General features: G+C 39.7%; 17 protein-coding genes and 1 tRNA gene. 13 read left to right on the top strand and 5 right to left on the bottom strand.

Annotated features, from left to right (window positions below; all coding sequences use genetic code 11):
* Nucleotides 1-123 precede the first annotated feature (123 nt).
* From J2S77_RS08790 to J2S77_RS08750, 9 genes are all read left to right on the top strand, one after another.
* Nucleotides 124-1,671 (top strand): FAD-dependent oxidoreductase, encoded by a 1,548-nt coding sequence (locus J2S77_RS08790; protein ID WP_306976536.1) that lies wholly within the window; start codon nucleotides 124-126, stop codon nucleotides 1,669-1,671.
* Between the two features lie 229 nt (nucleotides 1,672-1,900).
* The gene (locus J2S77_RS08785; RefSeq protein WP_306976535.1) at nucleotides 1,901-2,464 is read left to right on the top strand and encodes a TetR/AcrR family transcriptional regulator; all 564 of its coding nucleotides are present in this window, start codon (nucleotides 1,901-1,903) and stop codon (nucleotides 2,462-2,464) included.
* 246 nt (nucleotides 2,465-2,710) lie between these two features.
* Nucleotides 2,711-3,601 carry a beta-keto acid cleavage family enzyme gene (locus J2S77_RS08780; protein WP_306976533.1) on the top strand — a complete coding sequence of 297 codons (891 nt, stop codon included), beginning with the start codon at nucleotides 2,711-2,713 and terminating at the stop codon, nucleotides 3,599-3,601.
* Nucleotide 3,602: 1 nt separating this feature from the next.
* Nucleotides 3,603-4,544, top strand: coding sequence for an L-carnitine dehydrogenase (locus J2S77_RS08775; RefSeq protein WP_306976531.1), 942 nt, complete (start codon nucleotides 3,603-3,605; stop codon nucleotides 4,542-4,544).
* Between the two features lie 13 nt (nucleotides 4,545-4,557).
* Nucleotides 4,558-5,028, top strand: coding sequence for a thioesterase family protein (locus J2S77_RS08770; protein WP_306976529.1), 471 nt, complete (start codon nucleotides 4,558-4,560; stop codon nucleotides 5,026-5,028).
* 34 nt (nucleotides 5,029-5,062) lie between these two features.
* Nucleotides 5,063-6,268, top strand: coding sequence for a quaternary amine ABC transporter ATP-binding protein (locus J2S77_RS08765; RefSeq protein ID WP_306976528.1), 1,206 nt, complete (start codon nucleotides 5,063-5,065; stop codon nucleotides 6,266-6,268).
* Complete coding sequence (locus J2S77_RS08760; protein ID WP_306976526.1) at nucleotides 6,265-7,098, top strand: ABC transporter permease; 834 nt, start codon at nucleotides 6,265-6,267, stop codon at nucleotides 7,096-7,098. The genes J2S77_RS08765 and J2S77_RS08760 overlap by 4 nt, the downstream gene beginning before the upstream one ends.
* A 30-nt stretch (nucleotides 7,099-7,128) precedes the next feature.
* Nucleotides 7,129-8,013: a glycine betaine ABC transporter substrate-binding protein gene (locus J2S77_RS08755; RefSeq protein ID WP_306976522.1), complete on the top strand. Its 885-nt coding sequence runs from the start codon at nucleotides 7,129-7,131 to the stop codon at nucleotides 8,011-8,013.
* A gap of 84 nt (nucleotides 8,014-8,097) precedes the next feature.
* Complete coding sequence (locus tag J2S77_RS08750; RefSeq protein ID WP_306976520.1) at nucleotides 8,098-9,777, top strand: CocE/NonD family hydrolase; 1,680 nt, start codon at nucleotides 8,098-8,100, stop codon at nucleotides 9,775-9,777.
* A gap of 35 nt (nucleotides 9,778-9,812) precedes the next feature.
* Here the strand turns inward: J2S77_RS08750 and J2S77_RS08745 are convergent, their stop codons facing one another.
* The 4 genes from J2S77_RS08745 to J2S77_RS08730 all read right to left on the bottom strand — a co-directional run bounded on the left by J2S77_RS08745 (nucleotide 9,813) and on the right by J2S77_RS08730 (nucleotide 12,314).
* Complete coding sequence (locus J2S77_RS08745; RefSeq protein ID WP_306976519.1) at nucleotides 9,813-10,490, bottom strand: CAP domain-containing protein; 678 nt, start codon at nucleotides 10,488-10,490, stop codon at nucleotides 9,813-9,815.
* A 229-nt stretch (nucleotides 10,491-10,719) separates the two neighbouring features.
* Nucleotides 10,720-10,792: transfer RNA gene (locus tag J2S77_RS08740), tRNA-Ala, on the bottom strand.
* 206 nt (nucleotides 10,793-10,998) lie between these two features.
* A complete protein-coding gene (locus tag J2S77_RS08735) occupies nucleotides 10,999-11,652 on the bottom strand; it encodes a CAP domain-containing protein (protein ID WP_306976517.1) in 654 nt (217 codons plus the stop codon).
* Nucleotides 11,653-12,116: 464 nt separating this feature from the next.
* Nucleotides 12,117-12,314: a superinfection immunity protein gene (locus tag J2S77_RS08730; RefSeq protein WP_306976515.1), complete on the bottom strand. Its 198-nt coding sequence runs from the start codon at nucleotides 12,312-12,314 to the stop codon at nucleotides 12,117-12,119.
* Between the two features lie 71 nt (nucleotides 12,315-12,385).
* On the opposite strand from J2S77_RS08730, the gene J2S77_RS08725 reads away from it, so the two are divergent.
* Nucleotides 12,386-12,784, top strand: a complete 399-nt coding sequence (locus J2S77_RS08725) for a secondary thiamine-phosphate synthase enzyme YjbQ (RefSeq protein WP_306976513.1) — start codon at nucleotides 12,386-12,388, stop codon at nucleotides 12,782-12,784.
* A 21-nt stretch (nucleotides 12,785-12,805) separates the two neighbouring features.
* Here the strand turns inward: J2S77_RS08725 and J2S77_RS08720 are convergent, their stop codons facing one another.
* Complete coding sequence (locus J2S77_RS08720) at nucleotides 12,806-13,270, bottom strand: SRPBCC family protein (RefSeq protein ID WP_306976511.1); 465 nt, start codon at nucleotides 13,268-13,270, stop codon at nucleotides 12,806-12,808.
* A gap of 114 nt (nucleotides 13,271-13,384) precedes the next feature.
* Here J2S77_RS08720 and J2S77_RS08715 point away from each other — a divergent pair, with 114 nt between their 5' ends.
* From J2S77_RS08715 to J2S77_RS08705, 3 genes are all read left to right on the top strand, one after another.
* Nucleotides 13,385-13,924, top strand: a complete 540-nt coding sequence (locus tag J2S77_RS08715; protein WP_306976509.1) for a histidine phosphatase family protein — start codon at nucleotides 13,385-13,387, stop codon at nucleotides 13,922-13,924.
* Nucleotides 13,925-14,108: 184 nt separating this feature from the next.
* Entirely contained in the window at nucleotides 14,109-15,083 is a 975-nt protein-coding gene (locus J2S77_RS08710) for a GMP reductase (RefSeq protein ID WP_306976507.1), read from the top strand.
* Between the two features lie 69 nt (nucleotides 15,084-15,152).
* Nucleotides 15,153-16,301 (top strand): trans-sulfuration enzyme family protein, encoded by a 1,149-nt coding sequence (locus tag J2S77_RS08705; RefSeq protein ID WP_306976505.1) that lies wholly within the window; start codon nucleotides 15,153-15,155, stop codon nucleotides 16,299-16,301.
* Nucleotides 16,302-16,365 lie beyond the last annotated feature (64 nt).

Genomic DNA, 16,365 nt, shown 5'->3' with positions numbered 1-16,365 from the left:
CGGTATATAGGCGTTTTAAAAATTATGACATCTTTCGATAAATTTCACAGATAAGTATATATTGACACATTTTCGACAACCTTAATGAGTATATAGAATTATACTCGTGAAAGGATTGACATTATGAATGCGCAAAACCATGAACCTATCTGGAACCAAACTCGTCATTTAAAAGAATACCCTCCCCTCTCTCAAAACGAATCAACAGAAGTCGCTATTATTGGCGGAGGAATCACAGGTATTACGGCCGCTTATTTACTCCAAAAAGCAGGTAAACAAGTCACCATTGTGGATCAAGGGCGTTTTTTAAACGGTACAACACTACATACCACCGCTAAAATCACAGCACAGCATGGTTTAATATATGATCAATTGATCAACAGCTACAATTACCAAACAGCACGGCATTATTACGAAGCTAACCACGAAGCCATGCAGCTTATTCAGTCACTTATCCAAGATGAACAAATTAATTGTGACTTACAACAACACGATGCTTATCTCTACACTGAAACAACAGAAGGAATCACCAAAATTGAAAAGGAGTTCGAGGCTTATGACCGACTTAACATCAATAGTCAATTAGCGGATAGTATTCCATTTAATCTAGAAATTGAGAAGGCTTTAATAATGAAGAATCAGTGGCAATTCAATCCGACTGCTTACTTAAGTTATTTAATACAACGGCTTGATCAAGGGAGTACTAAATTATACGAGCATACAGCGGCCAGGACGATCGAAGAAAAATCTGTGATTATGGAGGACAATACGGAATTAACAGCAGATCGGATTCTCATTTGTACGCACTTCCCTTTTTATACCGAAAATAAATTGTTTTCAACACGGCTTCATGCTGAAAAATCATACGTGATCGCTTTTCCAACAGCAGATCCTTACCCAGGTGGTATGTATTTAAATATCGATTCACCTAAGCGTTCAATTAGAGAAACCACAATCAATGACCAGTCATACATCTTGTTTGGTGGTGAAGGTCATAAGGTGGGACAAGGCGAAGATATGTCAACGCATTATGACGCCTTAAAACGGGATGCTAAAGCCATTTTTTCCAAACAACCCATTGATTATCAATGGTCGACTCAAGACCTTGTTACCGTAGATAAAATTCCTTATATCGGTCCAGTTTCAAAAGAACAACCTCATATATTATTAGCGACAGGTTACCGGAAATGGGGTATGACTAATGGTACGGCAGCAGCTAAAATGATGGCTGATGATGTATTAAATAAAACAGATCATAAACAAAATATTTTTTCACCCTCCAGATCGAGTGTTACTAAAGGAATAACTTCATTCATTAAAGAAAACACAGATGTTACGAAGCACTTGCTCAAAAACAAATTAAGTCATCCTAAAGGGGATTTAGAGGCTTTAAATCCTGGCCAAGCAACGACCTTGTTATTGCATGGACAACGTAAAGGCGTTTATAAGGCTGATACTGACCAGATTTATATGGTCGATACCACTTGCACTCATGCAGGATGCGAAGTAAATTGGAATAGTGCAGAACATACTTGGGATTGCCCTTGTCATGGTTCACGTTTCACATATAAGGGTGAAGTTATTGAGGGACCGGCCAAAGAAAACTTACACCATGAACAATTCTCTATAATTGATTTAATGAAGTTAAATGCATCACAAGACAATAAATAATTTTCTAATAACTTTTAAAGTTGAGTTTTGTTAAAATCCAGAGTTAAACCTTTCAAATTTAACATTAAACTTTACCAAAGTCTTGAGTTAAAATAGGGATGGAAAAACAAAAATTCTTATAATTTCCAAAAGAGTTATTAAAAAATTCATCCTAAATAATTGCAACTGAACCGTCCAGATAGTATAGTATTGAAAGGGAAAAAGCTATATACCAAAGAGGGATGATGCTATGGGGAAAAACTCTAGAAAGATTGAAATTCTGAACGCGGCCTCGCGGATCGTTGACGACAAAGGTATTTTTAACTTAACACTTGAATCAGTAGCAAAAGAAGCAGGCATTAGTAAAGGTGGTCTTCTTTATCACTATCCTTCAAAAGAAGCGTTAGTTCAAGGGATGGTTGATCACTTAGCTAATAACTACCGCACCAAAATTGCACAAAACGTTGAAGATGACCCGCTTGATAAAGGAAAATGGACGCGTGCTTTCTTAAATGTCACCTTTAATCAAGGCTATCCAAATAAAGAAATGCATTCTGGTCTACTAGCAGCAAAAGCTGTAAAACCTGAATTATTAGAACCCCTTCATGATGCCTACGAAGAATGGCAAACTAACATTGAAAATGACGGATTAGACCCGATAGATGCCACGATTATTCGTTTAGCCACTGATGGAATTTGGCTATCAGAACTGTTCGAAACCTATCAAATCGACCCAGAACAAAAGAAAGAAGTTTATAAACGGCTTCATAAGTGGATTCAAGATATGTACATTTCATCCGAGCACAATCCATAATTAACTACTCATTTGAACGACCACTGCTAATTGGCAGTGGTTTTTTTATTTTTCTTCACCCTCTTTCAAATCCCTTGCAAATCAACACTTCTCACCACTTCACTTTCGACAATATTCCCAAAAATTCAAAACTAGCTGTTGATTAAAAACCGTCCAGATGGTAAAGTACAAAACAGAGTTTCATACCGTCCGGGCGGTAAAGTAAATAACCTTACGAATAAAACATTGATTATGAGGAGGATTCAATTGGCACAAAAAGTAATGTTAACTTCCGCTGTCACAGGTGCTGGTGATACTACTGGAAAAAATCCAAACGTACCAGTTACACCAAAAGAAATAGCCGAATCTGCAATCGAATCAGCCAAAGCTGGTGCAACAGTTGCACACGTTCACGCTCGTGACCCTGAGACTGGTGGCATAAGTCATAATCTTGATCATTATCGTGAAATTGTCGATCGCATTCGCGAATCAGAAACAGATGTTTTGATCAATATCACCTCAGGTGGTGGCGGCGATTTCATTCCTAATCTAGACACACCAGCTGCTGGCGGTGATGGCACTGATATCCAAACACCACATGAACGTCATGAACCAGTTGGCGAATTATTACCTGAGATGTGCACGCTTGATTGCGGAAGCACAAATTTCGGCAATATGATTTATATGAGCCCAACTGATTGGCTGAGAGAGCAAGCCAAACTCGTTAAAGATAGTGGCGTCAAACCTGAATTAGAATGTTTCGATACTGGGCATATCCGTTTTGCAAATCAACTCGTTCAGGAAGGACTAATCGATGGCGATCCAATGTATCAATTTTGCTTAGGTATTCCTTGGGGCGCAGCATCAGATGTCGAAACAATCAGCTACATGAAAGGTCGTATTCCAGAAAACGCTGAATGGTCAGCATTTGGTATTGGACGGATGCAGTTACCAATGGTGACTCAAGCTGCTCTATTAGGTGGAAATGTTCGTGTTGGATTAGAAGATAATATCTTCTTGAAAAAAGGTGTGCTCGCAACCAATGAACAACTCGTCGACCAAGCTGTCCAACAACTTCAAACGAACAATATTGAAATCATGACACCACAAGAAGCACGTGAGAAATACAACTTAAGACAACCACACGGAGGCAAGTAATATGGCGAACGAACAAACATCTAGAAAAGTCGCAATCATCGGAACTGGTGTCATCGGTAATGGCTGGATCACTCGTTTTCTCGCTAATGGATTCGATGTCGTAGCCTTTGACCCAGCTGATGGTGCAGAAACTCGCGCAAGGCAATCAATAGATCATGCATGGGAATCCGTTGAACAACTCGGCCTCCATGAAGATGCTAGTCGCGACCGCTTAACATTTGTTTCTTCCTTAGAAGAAGCTGTACTTGATGCGGATTTAATTCAAGAAAATGTGCCTGAACGAACAGAGCTAAAGCAAAATGTTTTGGCAGAAATCGATCAATTCGCTAAACCCACTGCCATAATCGGTTCAAGCACTTCAGGTATTAAACCAACTGAACTACAAGAAAAGATGAAATACCCTGAGCGATTCGTTGTGGCTCATCCATTTAATCCTGTTTATCTATTACCACTTGTTGAAATTGTTGGTGGTGAAGAAACCACAAAAGAATTTGAGCAACAAGCTTATGCATTCTATGAGTCAGCTAGCATGAAGCCAATGATTATAGAGAACGAAATCGAAGGATTTGTAGCTGATCGTCTGATGGAAGCTTTATGGCGGGAGGCTTTACATTTAGTTAATGATGGCATTGCTACAACGGAAGAAGTAGACAAAGCTATCACTTACGGTGCAGGACTCCGCTGGGCACAAATGGGTCCATTCATGACCTTCCATTTAGCTGGAGGTCAAGAAGGCATGCGCCATATGCTTAAACAGTTTGGTCCTGCGCTAAAACTACCTTGGACTAAATTAGAAGCGCCTGAACTGACCGAAGAACTACAAGAACGAGTCATTGCAGGTTGTGAAACACATGCTGGAGATCGGTCAGTAGCTGAATTAGAACGACAACGCAATGAATTTCTCGTTAAACTCATTGATTTAGTAGAAGATTATTGGCCTTAAGCGAGGTGAAACCATGCAACCATTCAAGTATCAAGATCATGTTCATCCAGAATGGGTCGATTACAACGGACATATGAATGATGCCGAATATGCTCGGATGTTCAGTCATGCTGTAGATGCATTTATGGACCATATCGGACTAAACCATGAAGTCATTGAACAGGAAGCCTATACAATTTTCACACTTGAAACCCATTTATGCTACTTAAAAGAAGCACACGAAAATGAACCGTTAATCGTACAAGTGCAATTAATTGATCATGATGCCAAAAGATTACATGTGTTATTTTCCATGACTAATGAACAAAACGCACTGATTGCAACAAGTGAGCAAATGCTAATGGGAATCGATCAATCGATCGGCAAACCAGCACCATTTATCGAACCAGTCCAAGCCAATATTCAATCCATTTGGCGTGAACATGAACATTTAGACAAACCGAAACAAGTTGGAAGAACGATAGGGATTAATCGTCAAAAATAATCCTCCTCTTCCCTTTCGAAAAAGGAGAATGTTTATGAGTAAAATTTCTGTAAGTCACATTACAAAAGTTTTTGGTCAAAACCCGAAACAAGGATTAGAACGATTAAATCAAGGCTATTCAAAAGATGAGATATTAGCTGATACAGGCAACACTGTCGGTGTAAATCAAGCTTCCTTCAATGTGGAAGAAGGTGAAATATTCGTTATTATGGGCCTTTCTGGCAGTGGTAAATCAACGCTCATCAGACTTGTGAATCGTCTGATTGAACCGACATCAGGTCATGTTTATATTGATGATGAAGAAATCACCAATATGAATAAAGAAGACTTAATTGAAGCCCGACGTCAGAAATTAGGCATGGTTTTCCAAAACTTTGGCCTATTCCCTCACCGAACTGTGATCGGTAACGTCGCTTATGGTTTAGAAATTCAAGGTGTAGAGAAAGAAAAACAAATTGAAAAGGCTAAACAATCCATCGCAGACGTTGGTCTTAATGGTTACGAGAACAGTTACCCTAGCGAATTAAGTGGTGGGATGCAACAACGTGTAGGTCTTGCTCGTGCACTTGCAAATGATACAGATATATTACTAATGGACGAAGCTTTCAGCGCACTCGATCCACTTATTCGTAAAGACATGCAAGATGAACTACTTCGTTTACAAAAACGACTCGGCAAAACCGTATTATTTATTACACACGATTTGGACGAAGCACTTAAGCTAGGGGATCGGATCGCTATTATGAAAGATGGCCAAATCGTACAAATCGGTTCGTCTGAAGAGATTTTAGAAAATCCTGCAAACGATTACGTGAGCAACTTCGTTAAAGACGTTGACCGTTCCAAAGTATTAGATGCATCACAAGTCATGAGACGACCTGAAGTATTAACGACATATAAAAACGGACCACGTACAGCCGTCCGTAAAATGGAAGAGTTTGGAGCATCAAGTATTTTCGTAGTTGACCGTGATGAACGTTTCCAAGGTTTATTAACGATTGATGATGCGATCCGCTCTCACAAAGAAGACATACCTATGGAGGACGTATTAAAACAAGATATTCATAAGACAACACCTGACACACCTTTAAATGATTTGATTGGGATTGCTGTAGAAACGAAGTATCCGATTGTTGTACTCGATGAAGACAACAGATTACTCGGAATTATTTCTCGGGTCTCTATTCTTTCAGGGCTTGTTCTAGGTAAAGAACATGACGAGGAGGTGACTGAAGCATGAACTATTTCTACTTTCCGTTAGAACAATGGACAAATACTTTCGTGAATGAATGGTTTCTACCAACATTTAGTAGTGCATTTGAGTCAATTAGTGTTGTCTTGAATAGTTTCGTTGATTTTGTAACCAGTTCATTATTATTTATTCCAGCTGAATTATTCACATTGATCCTGGTTATAATCGCTTGGCGACTAGGAGGTAAAGGTCTAGCCTTCTTTACATTAATTGGCATGCTTTACCTGGGCTCCGTCGATATTTGGGAAGAGTCAATGAATACACTATCCATTGTCATTGTATCCACCTTTGTCTCATTAGTAGTCGGTATTCCAGTCGGTATCTTTAGTGCTATGAACAATAAGGTTCAAGCGGTTGTAAGACCGACATTGGATTTCATGCAGACACTACCAAGTTTCGTTTACTTAATCCCTGCCGTTTTACTATTCGGTTTAGGTGGCGTGTCAGCTGTGATTGCAACATTTATCTTCGCAGCTCCACCTGCTGTCCGTATGACAAACTTAGGCATTCGACACGTACCAAAAGAAGTAATCGAAGCATCAAAAGCATTCGGTTCTACGTCAAAACAGCTTCTATTTAAAGTCCAATTACCACTTGCTGTACCAAGTATCATGGCAGGTGTGAACCAAACGATTATGTTATCACTATCGATGGCTGTAATCGCTTCAATGATTGGCGCTCCTGGACTGGGAGCAACAGTATTAACATCCATTTCACGGGTTAATATTGGCCTCGGCCTTGTTGGTGGTTTAGGAATTGTTGTACTAGCGATTATTTTAGACCGAATCACTCAAGGAATCGGTCAAAATACAAAATAAATCTATAAAACTATAAAGGAGAGATTTTTCATGAAGAAACTATTAATAACGTTTACAGCATTTGCTCTAATCGCTCTTGCTGCGTGTGGCGGATCTGGCGACAGTAACGGTGAAGGTAGTGGTGACAATAGCTCATCAGAAGATAAAGGGACTATTACGATGGGAGTTACCCCTTGGAGCAGTACTGTGCCTCCTACAAAGATTGCAAAATTAATCATTGAAGATATGGGTTACACAGTTGAAGAGACACAAGCCGATGTAAGCTCGATTTTCATGGGACTTTCCCGTGGTGATATTGATGTATACATGGATTCTTGGATGCCTGTCCACGAGAACTACTTTGATGAATATGAAGACTCAATCGAAAGCACTTCTATCAGTTATGAAGATGCTTCATCAGGTCTAGTTGTTCCTTCATACGTTGAAGGTATCGAAACTACGGCTGATCTTGAAGGAAATGAAGATATGTTTGGCAATGAGATTTACGGTATTGAAGAAGGTGCTAGCGCAACAGAAGAGATCGATAACTTTATTGAAGCAAACAATCTTGATTTCGAACAAGTTAACTCATCTGAAGGCGGCATGATCGCTGAAGCACAACGTAAAATCAGCAATGAAGAACCAGTTATTTTCTATGGCTGGAGACCACACACGATGTTTAATGAGTTTGATTTGAAAGTGGTTGAAGATGAATCAGGTGAATTTTTCGAATCATCAACTATTCATGTTGTAACAAACAATCAAGTTTCTGAAGATCATTCTGACGTATATGACTTCCTTTCTAATTGGAACATTGCGATTGAAGATGTCGAAGAAATGATTGTTAAAATTGAGGATGGACAAAACGAAGAGGAAGTTGCACAAGAGTGGATCGATAATAACCAAGATAAAGTTGATGAAATGCTAGGTAACTAAACTCCCCCTTTTAAATAATCAAAATTGGTCTGCCTTTATACAAGGCAGACCTTTTACTATCAAATTCTATTAAGGAGTGACATGATGTCTGAACAAATCATAATCGAACGTGATGTCCCTTGCGAATTACGTGATGGTACAACATTATACGCCAATGTCTATCGTCCGAATCAAGACGGTGAATGGCCAGCTCTTTTAACTCGATTACCCTACAACAAAAATCTACCCAACTTCTCTCATCGTTATATTGATCCAATTCGAATTGCATTAGCTGGTTATGTCGTGATTATCCAAGATGTACGTGGGCGTTTTTCATCTGAAGGAGAATTCCATCCCTTTCAACAAGAATTCTATGACGGACATGACAGTGTCGAATGGGCTGCTTCATTGCCCTACAGCAATGGTAAAATAGGTATGTTTGGCTTGTCTTATTATGGGTTCACACAACTATTTGCTGCGATGACAAATCCTCCTTCGTTAAAAGCCTTATTTCCTGCATTTACAGGTCATGATGTTGTGAATGGCTTCTCACATCGAGGTGGTGCAATCGAATTAGGTAAGCTACAAACTTGGATCTTGGACTCAGTTGCACCCGATTATTTAAAACGCAAGCAGTCAGATACAGAGTACGAAAAAACAGAAGAAATACTGATAAATGACCTAGACCAAATTTTACAGTGGCATTCCTACACACCATATGAAGCATGGCCACCCGCTAAAAAACATTCCGCCTTATATGATTTATACGTTCGTTACATGAACAATAATCTAATGGAGAATGAGGATCAATTTTCGATTGAGAATGTGAATATTCCCGGGCTGCATTTGGCTGGTTGGTATGATTGTTTTCTAAACCAAACCATTGATAATTATGCTAAAATACATCCTCAAAATGAAAATCAAAAATTAATCATCGGTCCTTGGGGGCATGGCGTTTTTAGTCCTTTTTTCGGTGAGCGTTATTTCGGATTAAAAGCATCAGATGACCAGATAAACGGCCAATACGATCTCACGTCACTTCATATTGAATGGTTTAATTATTGGTTAAAAGGAACTTCTAGCGATTTAGTTGACTATGAGGCACCTATTCAGTTATTCGTTATGGGAGACAATCAATGGCGTTCTGAATATGAATGGCCACTAAATCGAACAAATTACAAACCACTGTATGTCACCAATGAAGGACTAGACTTTCAACATCCAAATGAGACGAATAGTTTTTCAACATATGATTATGACCCTAAAGATCCAGTGCCTACAAAAGGTGGTCCAACGTTATTAATGCATAATGTCAATACAGGACCACTTGATCAACAAAGTATAGAATTACGAGATGATGTACTTGTTTTTACAAGCGAGAAGCTACAGAAACCTCTTGAAGTCACTGGACCTGTAAAAGCTAATATTTACGCATCATCAGACGCCATTAATACAGATTTTACTGTAAAAATAACAGACGTACTGCCAGATGGTCGTTCAATCAATGTCACTGAAGGAATCGTTCGAGCCACACATCAACATCCCGATTTTAAAGCTAATCAAATAACTTTATTCGAGATTGATCTTTGGGCTACAAGTCAGGTCTTTTTACAAGGGCATGCCATACGCATCCAAATCTCATCAAGCAACTTCCCTGTGTATGACGCGAACCCAAATACAGGCGTAACACTCAAAGATACAACTGAAATCCAAACCGCTCACCAAACTATTTATCATGATCATGAACACCCATCGCATATCCTTTTACCGATTATTCCAAGGTAATTAAAAAGTCGCACCCTTAACTGGATGCGACTTTCTTATTTGCCGATAAACATTTGTGTCCAATAAGTTTGACCGCCGTCTTTTACATAACCAACCCCAATATGAGTAAAGTCTTCATGTAAAATATTTTCGCGGTGACCTTCGCTGTTCATCCAACCTTCCATCACTTCTTCAGCCGTACGCTGACCTTTTGCTAGGTTTTCTCCAGCTTGTCGGTAAGTTAATCCAAATTCATCCATCATATCGAACGGACTACCATAAGTTGGTGATTCGTGAGCGAAGTAATTATTAACTGCCATATCACGCGATTTTTCTCGCGCTACAACACTTGCTTCTTCTGAGAATTCTAAACGATTCAGATCATGTTCTGCTCGTTTTTCATTTACAAGTTCATGAACTTCTTTCTCTAATTCTTGGATCTCAAAATCAGCCGTATCTATATCATTCGTCGTTTCTTGGTTTTCCATCTGACTTGGGTTAAACGTTGGTGTCGCCTCTTGATCGAGGTTCATTAACCTATCTGCCATATCGTCTACTGTATTAACAACCTGCAAAGCCACTGACTCGAAATCAATCGACGAAAAACGTTCTTGCGCATCTTCAGTCGCTTCACCGATCGTAACACGGTCTTCTCCATCTGTGATCAGCTGTTGAACCGGAAAGAAATATAAAATTCCGAACACAATAGCTACGACCAACAACATTCTAATCATAGTTATGGCCCCTTCTGTATAGTAACTAACTACATTATACGCTATTTCTCCCTATAATTAACATGAAAAGCTTGGGAAATCGAAAAAATGATGCACGAGTGGGAGGACTTGATATTGAGATCATGAAAATAGTCTACTGAATTGACATTAATCTTCCTATTAGTACGAGTAAGTCAGTTGTGGTTTTATTAAAAAACACAAGCCAGAATGTTCCGCTTGTGTTGATCGATGGAGCATATCGGGCTCGAACCGATGACCTTCGCGCTGCCAGCACGACGCTCTCCCTGCTGAGCTAATGCCCCGTATTCAATTCCAAAAATATTATAGCACACGACTTATTCGCTTTAAAGAACTTAGGTAGATTTCGAATTAATTTCAAATTTCCCCTCAGTTTTGAAATAATCAATCGAATTTATCTCATAAATCAACTTAGTATTGAAATAACTTAGAGAAGTTATTTCAAAATTAAAGAGGATGCACTAATAGCACATCCTCATTCTATGAGCTTCTATTTAGTAATGAACATTTGTGTCCAATACGTTGTTCCTTGTGATTCTACATAGCCAACGCCGATATGCGTGAATTGGTCGTTTAAGATGTTTTCGCGGTGCCCTTCACTATTCATCCAACCTTGCATAACAGACTCTGGAGAGCGCTGTCCTTGCGCAATGTTCTCCCCAGCACGACGGTAATCGATTCCGTAATCTGACATCATATCAAATGGAGAACCATACGTCGGCGACTGGTGACTGAAGTAACCTTGGTTCGCCATGTCTTGTGATTTATCGCGAGCCACGTTACTTAGTTCCTGTGAACGTGTTAAAGGTTGTAACCCACGTTTCTCTCTTTCTTCATTCACTAGATTGACAACCTGTTCTTCGAATGAATGCCCTTCTGTTGACTGATCGACTTGCTCTTGATCTGTTTGATTAGATTCTTCTATTTGATCATTCGCTTGTTCTTGCTCTGTTTCTTGTTGATCAGTTTGATCGGTGTTTTGATTCTGCTCAGGCTGGTTAAACCAATCCCAAACATTGAACCAATTTGTATTATTGAATTGTACTTGTTCATACTGTTGTTCAATATCAGCTGAACTTGGTGTGACAACAAACACCACTGACAACATGACCATTAAGATCGTTAATCCTGTTGTTCTTAACATCATAAGTTCCTCCTTTTTGTTGACCCCCAACGCCTATCAGTATGGGGGGTGACCTCGCAACAGGACAAGAGTATTAAGGAAACCAAATTATGGATGCTACTCAGAATCATTCAAATTCCTGACACAACAGGATTTCATAGCTTTTTGGTAAGTTATTCAAGTGTCTTTGTCGTTCGTCTCTGTTAAAGTTTAGCATTGCTTTTATATTGATCTAGCACTAAGTTGTTGAATTGTGAGAAGCGAAGGTGGCGACTCCTGGTCGGCTAAAAACGGTCACGTCCTGTGACCAACGTCGACATTAGACCGTCCGGGTCGTCACGGGAATAGCACGAGTCTCGAGACCCCGCAGGCTGCGCTTTTTGGCTGAGGAGGCTCGAGCTGTGCCCGCGGAAAGCGTCCACCGGGAGCGTATCACAATCTCGACAACGGACTTTAACAAAGGTTGTCATTTAAAATCACCACTATTAAAACTGCCATTCAGGTTTCATTGACCAGACTAGTAGACCAATCCAGGCCACTAACGTCCATCCAATTAATAGATTAGCAACAACAATCAAGGTACGATGCGGATGCTGATTATTGATCGCAAAAAATGTTGGTGTTAAATAAAGCAGTAAGCTCATAACACCTAAGATCACGATTGCTATTACTAAACCTGTCATCAAACGTCACCTCATTTAGCTCTCATTCATGTTAAGATAAAATCAAACTTTTTTCTAAAGGAGAAATCAATATGTTAAAAACATTCCAACTCAAAACAGACCATCATGACCAAATGGTTGATGTCACTGACGAAATCAGATCATGGATCAAGCAGATTGGCTTACAAGACGGCGTTATTGTTGTTAGCTCCATGCATACCACAGCTGGTTTAACCGTGAACGAAAACGCCGATCCTGATGTCAAAACGGATATGCTTAGACGATTCCGTGAACTTTATCCTTGGAATGACTCACAAGACCGTCATATGGAAGGCAATACAGCTGCACATATGAAGACAAGCACAGTCGGCCATGCTCAAACATTGATTATTGATCAAGGTGAACTCGTCTTAGGCACCTGGCAAGGCCTTTATTTCTGTGAATTTGACGGTCCACGTAACCGCAAATTTATTGCAAAAGTGATCGGGTAATGACAAAGCGTAGCCAAATGACTACGCTTTACCCGCTTCTTTTTTAGCTTCTTCTTCGACGCGTTCCATAAACGTCGTGAGTACTTGATCATTACTTTTTCGAGACATCAGCTTCATCATCAATTTTCCGAACCAATTAGTCCCTTCATTTTGCCCTTCATAAATAAAAAGTGTCTCTGATTCACTTTGTTTTTTCAGTGTATATTCGGTTTCAATTTTAAATGCCTTTCCAATCGAAAACTGAATACGCCAATTTTTTTCATCTGGTTGGTCGCTATGTTTAATCGTTTCAACAATGTATGTCTCAATACGTTTCCCTTCTTGATAAGATTGTTCGTATTTTGCGCCGACTACACCCGGCTCACCTTCAATTATTTCGTGCTTCACAACGTTTGGCATAATTCGTTGAAGTTGATCTGGTTGAAATAACGTCCATACATAATCAATATGGACAGGAATCACTCGCTCTTCTTGCCATTGCAACATCAAATATCAGCCTTTCTTTCGAAAATGATAGTTTAATTGTTACATAATTGTTATGACAACACAACGTTTAGTCTTTAGCTCCATCGGGAAATAATCAGATACTGAGGTGATCAAATGACACAACATATTTATATCATTCGTCATGCACAAGCGACTGGTCAAGAACCTGAAGCACCCCTAACCACAATAGGTGAACATCAAGCAGACAGTTTAGCTAAATTTTTAAATCAATACGAGATCGATCGAATTGTAACCAGCCCATTTATACGTGCTGTCCATACGATTGAACCCTTCGCCCGAGAACACGGTTATCCGATTGAACTAGATCGAAGAATTAGCGAAGGATTAATTAAAGAGAGGCAATTTTCACGATGGCTCACACATTTAAACAATCAATTTCAAGATGTCTCGTTCACACCAATCGAAACTGATTCGCCAGAAAATAAACGAAAGCGTGCGATTGAGGCCATAGATGATATTAAGAAACAGTCTAACACCCCAACAGCTATTGTATCTCACGGTGGCATTATTCCACTGCTGTTCCACCATTTCGGTTACGGGGCTGCCTTCTCTCGTCTCACAAACCCAGATGTTCATCTATTAACGATTTCTGAAACGGATACTACAATCGAAAGAATTTGGCAACCTTACTAACCTACATCTCAACTAGATGTAGGTTTTTTGATTAAAAACCGAACAATTTTAATTAAACTTATAATAAAGTTCATTTTTTACCTCAAGCCTATTGAATTATTATACTCAATCCGTTATCGTATTACTTGGAGCGAACAAAAACCAACAAAGATTATAAAACATTCGTTTTTAGGAGTGATTTATCATGAACACATGTTTCGATTATGAAGATATTCAATTAATCCCGAATAAATGTATTGTCCAAAGCCGTAAGGAATGTGATCCATCTATTCAATTTGGTCCACACTGGTTTCGTCTTCCTGCCGTACCAGCCAATATGCAAACGGTGATCGATGAAGACCTAGCTCAAACCCTAGCCCAAAACCATTACTTCTATATCATGCATCGTTTTAACCCTGAACGTCGTTTCAATTTCGTGCAAACAATGAAACAAGAAGGGCTAATTGCATCTATAAGTATTGGTGTCAAAGAAGAAGAGATCATGCTTATCCAAGATTTAGCTGCTGCAGAACTCGAACCAGACTATATTACAATTGACGTTGCTCACGGGCATTCCGACGCAGTCATTCATATGATTCAAACGATTAAGCGTGAACTACCTAACAGTTTTGTCATCGCGGGTAATGTCGGCACGCCTGAGGGTGTAAAAGATTTAGAAGAAGCAGGTGCTGATGCTACTAAAATTGGAATTGGACCTGGGAAGGCTTGTATCACGAAGTTAAAAACTGGCTTCGGTACAGGTGGGTGGCAATTAAACGCTATTCAGTGGTGCGCTGAAGTGGCCACCAAACCGATTATCGCAGACGGCGGCATTCGCACTCACGGTGATATTGCTAAATCAATTCGTTTCGGCGCATCTATGGTGATGATTGGATCACTTTTCGCTGGCCATGATGAATCTCCTGGTGAACTCGTGACTGTAGAAGGTACTACCTTTAAGACTTATTTCGGCTCTGCTTCTGAATTTCAAAAAGGCGAACGAAAAAATGTCGAAGGTAAGAAACTCCATGTACCATATAAAGGCGCTCTACAAGACACTTTGCAAAGCATGACTGAAGATTTACAGTCAGCGATCTCTTATGCAGGTGGCACAACTCTCGAAGCACTAAGAACAGTTGATTATGTCATGGTTAACAATACGATTCGTAACGGTGATTAACTTTTGACAGCGACTTAGTCGTATCGGTTATACTATAAATCATAGTATAACGACAACGAGGTGAAACAAATGACCAAACAATCATTCCATACACAAATCGTGCATCAACAAATTAATCAGTCTGAAGCAACGACATCGAAAACAACGCCGATCTATCAAACTTCAGCCTTTACATTTAACGACCTTGACCACATCGAACAGTATTACGATGGTGAGGTGCCGTATCTTTATACACGCGAGAACAATCCCAACAACGCAGAATTAGGCCAAACCATTGCCCAGCTTGAACAAGCACCAGCTGGGGTTGCGTCCTCTTCTGGCATTTCGGCGATTATGGCCGGAATTTTATCCGTCGTTCAAGCAGGCGAGCACATTGTCGCGGCACAGGATCTATATGGCGGTACGCAACAATTAATTACCAAACAATTATCAAGCTTAGGAATCGAGTATACGTTAGTCGACTTTAGTTCTTCTGATGCTATTAAAGAAGCAATTCAGTCGAACACGAAGCTATTGATGACAGAGTCAATCACTAATCCATTTTTACGTGTCGAGAATTTAAAAACAATCGTCGAGATTGCAAAGGGTCATAACCTCAAAACAATGGTCGACAACACATTCGCCACCCCATATTTATTAAACCCTTATACATGGGGAATCGATTTAGTTGTACATAGTGCGACGAAATACATTGGTGGTCATAGCGATGTGACATCTGGTGTCTTAGTCGGGGATAACGATTTAATCGCCCTAGCCAACAAAAAAGTTGTTGGACTTGGTATGAATCTAAGTCCTTTTGAGGCATGGCTAACAGAACGCGGGGCGAAAACGCTGGCTTTACGTATGCGTGAGCAATCTGCCAATGCTCAACAAGTGGCGATGCATCTCGAAGAAAATAATAGCGTGAAGCAAGTCTATTACCCTAAGAATGTTTCAAGTCGTGGCAATGGTGCAATCGTCACGATTGAATTGGCACATGACCTCGATGTAGCAACATTTTTCAAATCACTTGGTTGGATCAAAATTGCTCCAACATTAGCTGGTGTAGAAACAACTGTGTCCTACCCAAGCAAGACCTCGCACCGAGCGTTAACGGATACAGAAAAAGAAAATCTCGGCATTAATGATTACGTCGTTCGTATTTCAATCGGTATTGAAGAAGGCGATGATATTGTTAGTCAATTAAATGAAGCCATTGCGAATGCTACAACAACTTAATGTATTAACCAATTCGTCCACCCCGCTTCGCTTTATAAATAACAAACTAAAGCGCTCAGAAAAT

The organism is Alkalibacillus salilacus, from assembly GCF_030812915.1.
GTDB classification, from domain to species: Bacteria; Bacillota; Bacilli; order Bacillales; family Alkalibacillaceae; genus Alkalibacillus; species Alkalibacillus salilacus.
Note: the sequence above shows the minus strand (reverse complement) of the source record. Positions and strands in the feature narration are given on the sequence as shown.

What these genes read in the sequence shown, in the direction of transcription:
- J2S77_RS08790 (WP_306976536.1), top strand. Translation starts at nt 124, where the DNA reads ATGAATGCGCAAAACCATGAACCTATCTGGAACCAAACTCGTCATTTA.
- J2S77_RS08785 (WP_306976535.1), top strand. Translation starts at nt 1,901, where the DNA reads ATGGGGAAAAACTCTAGAAAGATTGAAATTCTGAACGCGGCCTCGCGG.
- J2S77_RS08775 (WP_306976531.1), top strand. Translation starts at nt 3,603, where the DNA reads ATGGCGAACGAACAAACATCTAGAAAAGTCGCAATCATCGGAACTGGT.
- J2S77_RS08770 (WP_306976529.1), top strand. Translation starts at nt 4,558, where the DNA reads ATGCAACCATTCAAGTATCAAGATCATGTTCATCCAGAATGGGTCGAT.
- J2S77_RS08765 (WP_306976528.1), top strand. Translation starts at nt 5,063, where the DNA reads ATGAGTAAAATTTCTGTAAGTCACATTACAAAAGTTTTTGGTCAAAAC.
- J2S77_RS08760 (WP_306976526.1), top strand. Translation starts at nt 6,265, where the DNA reads ATGAACTATTTCTACTTTCCGTTAGAACAATGGACAAATACTTTCGTG.
- J2S77_RS08755 (WP_306976522.1), top strand. Translation starts at nt 7,129, where the DNA reads ATGAAGAAACTATTAATAACGTTTACAGCATTTGCTCTAATCGCTCTT.
- J2S77_RS08750 (WP_306976520.1), top strand. Translation starts at nt 8,098, where the DNA reads ATGTCTGAACAAATCATAATCGAACGTGATGTCCCTTGCGAATTACGT.
- J2S77_RS08745 (WP_306976519.1), bottom strand. Translation starts at nt 10,490, where the DNA reads ATGATTAGAATGTTGTTGGTCGTAGCTATTGTGTTCGGAATTTTATAT.
- J2S77_RS08735 (WP_306976517.1), bottom strand. Translation starts at nt 11,652, where the DNA reads ATGTTAAGAACAACAGGATTAACGATCTTAATGGTCATGTTGTCAGTG.
- J2S77_RS08730 (WP_306976515.1), bottom strand. Translation starts at nt 12,314, where the DNA reads ATGACAGGTTTAGTAATAGCAATCGTGATCTTAGGTGTTATGAGCTTA.
- J2S77_RS08725 (WP_306976513.1), top strand. Translation starts at nt 12,386, where the DNA reads ATGTTAAAAACATTCCAACTCAAAACAGACCATCATGACCAAATGGTT.
- J2S77_RS08720 (WP_306976511.1), bottom strand. Translation starts at nt 13,270, where the DNA reads ATGTTGCAATGGCAAGAAGAGCGAGTGATTCCTGTCCATATTGATTAT.
- J2S77_RS08715 (WP_306976509.1), top strand. Translation starts at nt 13,385, where the DNA reads ATGACACAACATATTTATATCATTCGTCATGCACAAGCGACTGGTCAA.
- J2S77_RS08710 (WP_306976507.1), top strand. Translation starts at nt 14,109, where the DNA reads ATGAACACATGTTTCGATTATGAAGATATTCAATTAATCCCGAATAAA.
- J2S77_RS08705 (WP_306976505.1), top strand. Translation starts at nt 15,153, where the DNA reads ATGACCAAACAATCATTCCATACACAAATCGTGCATCAACAAATTAAT.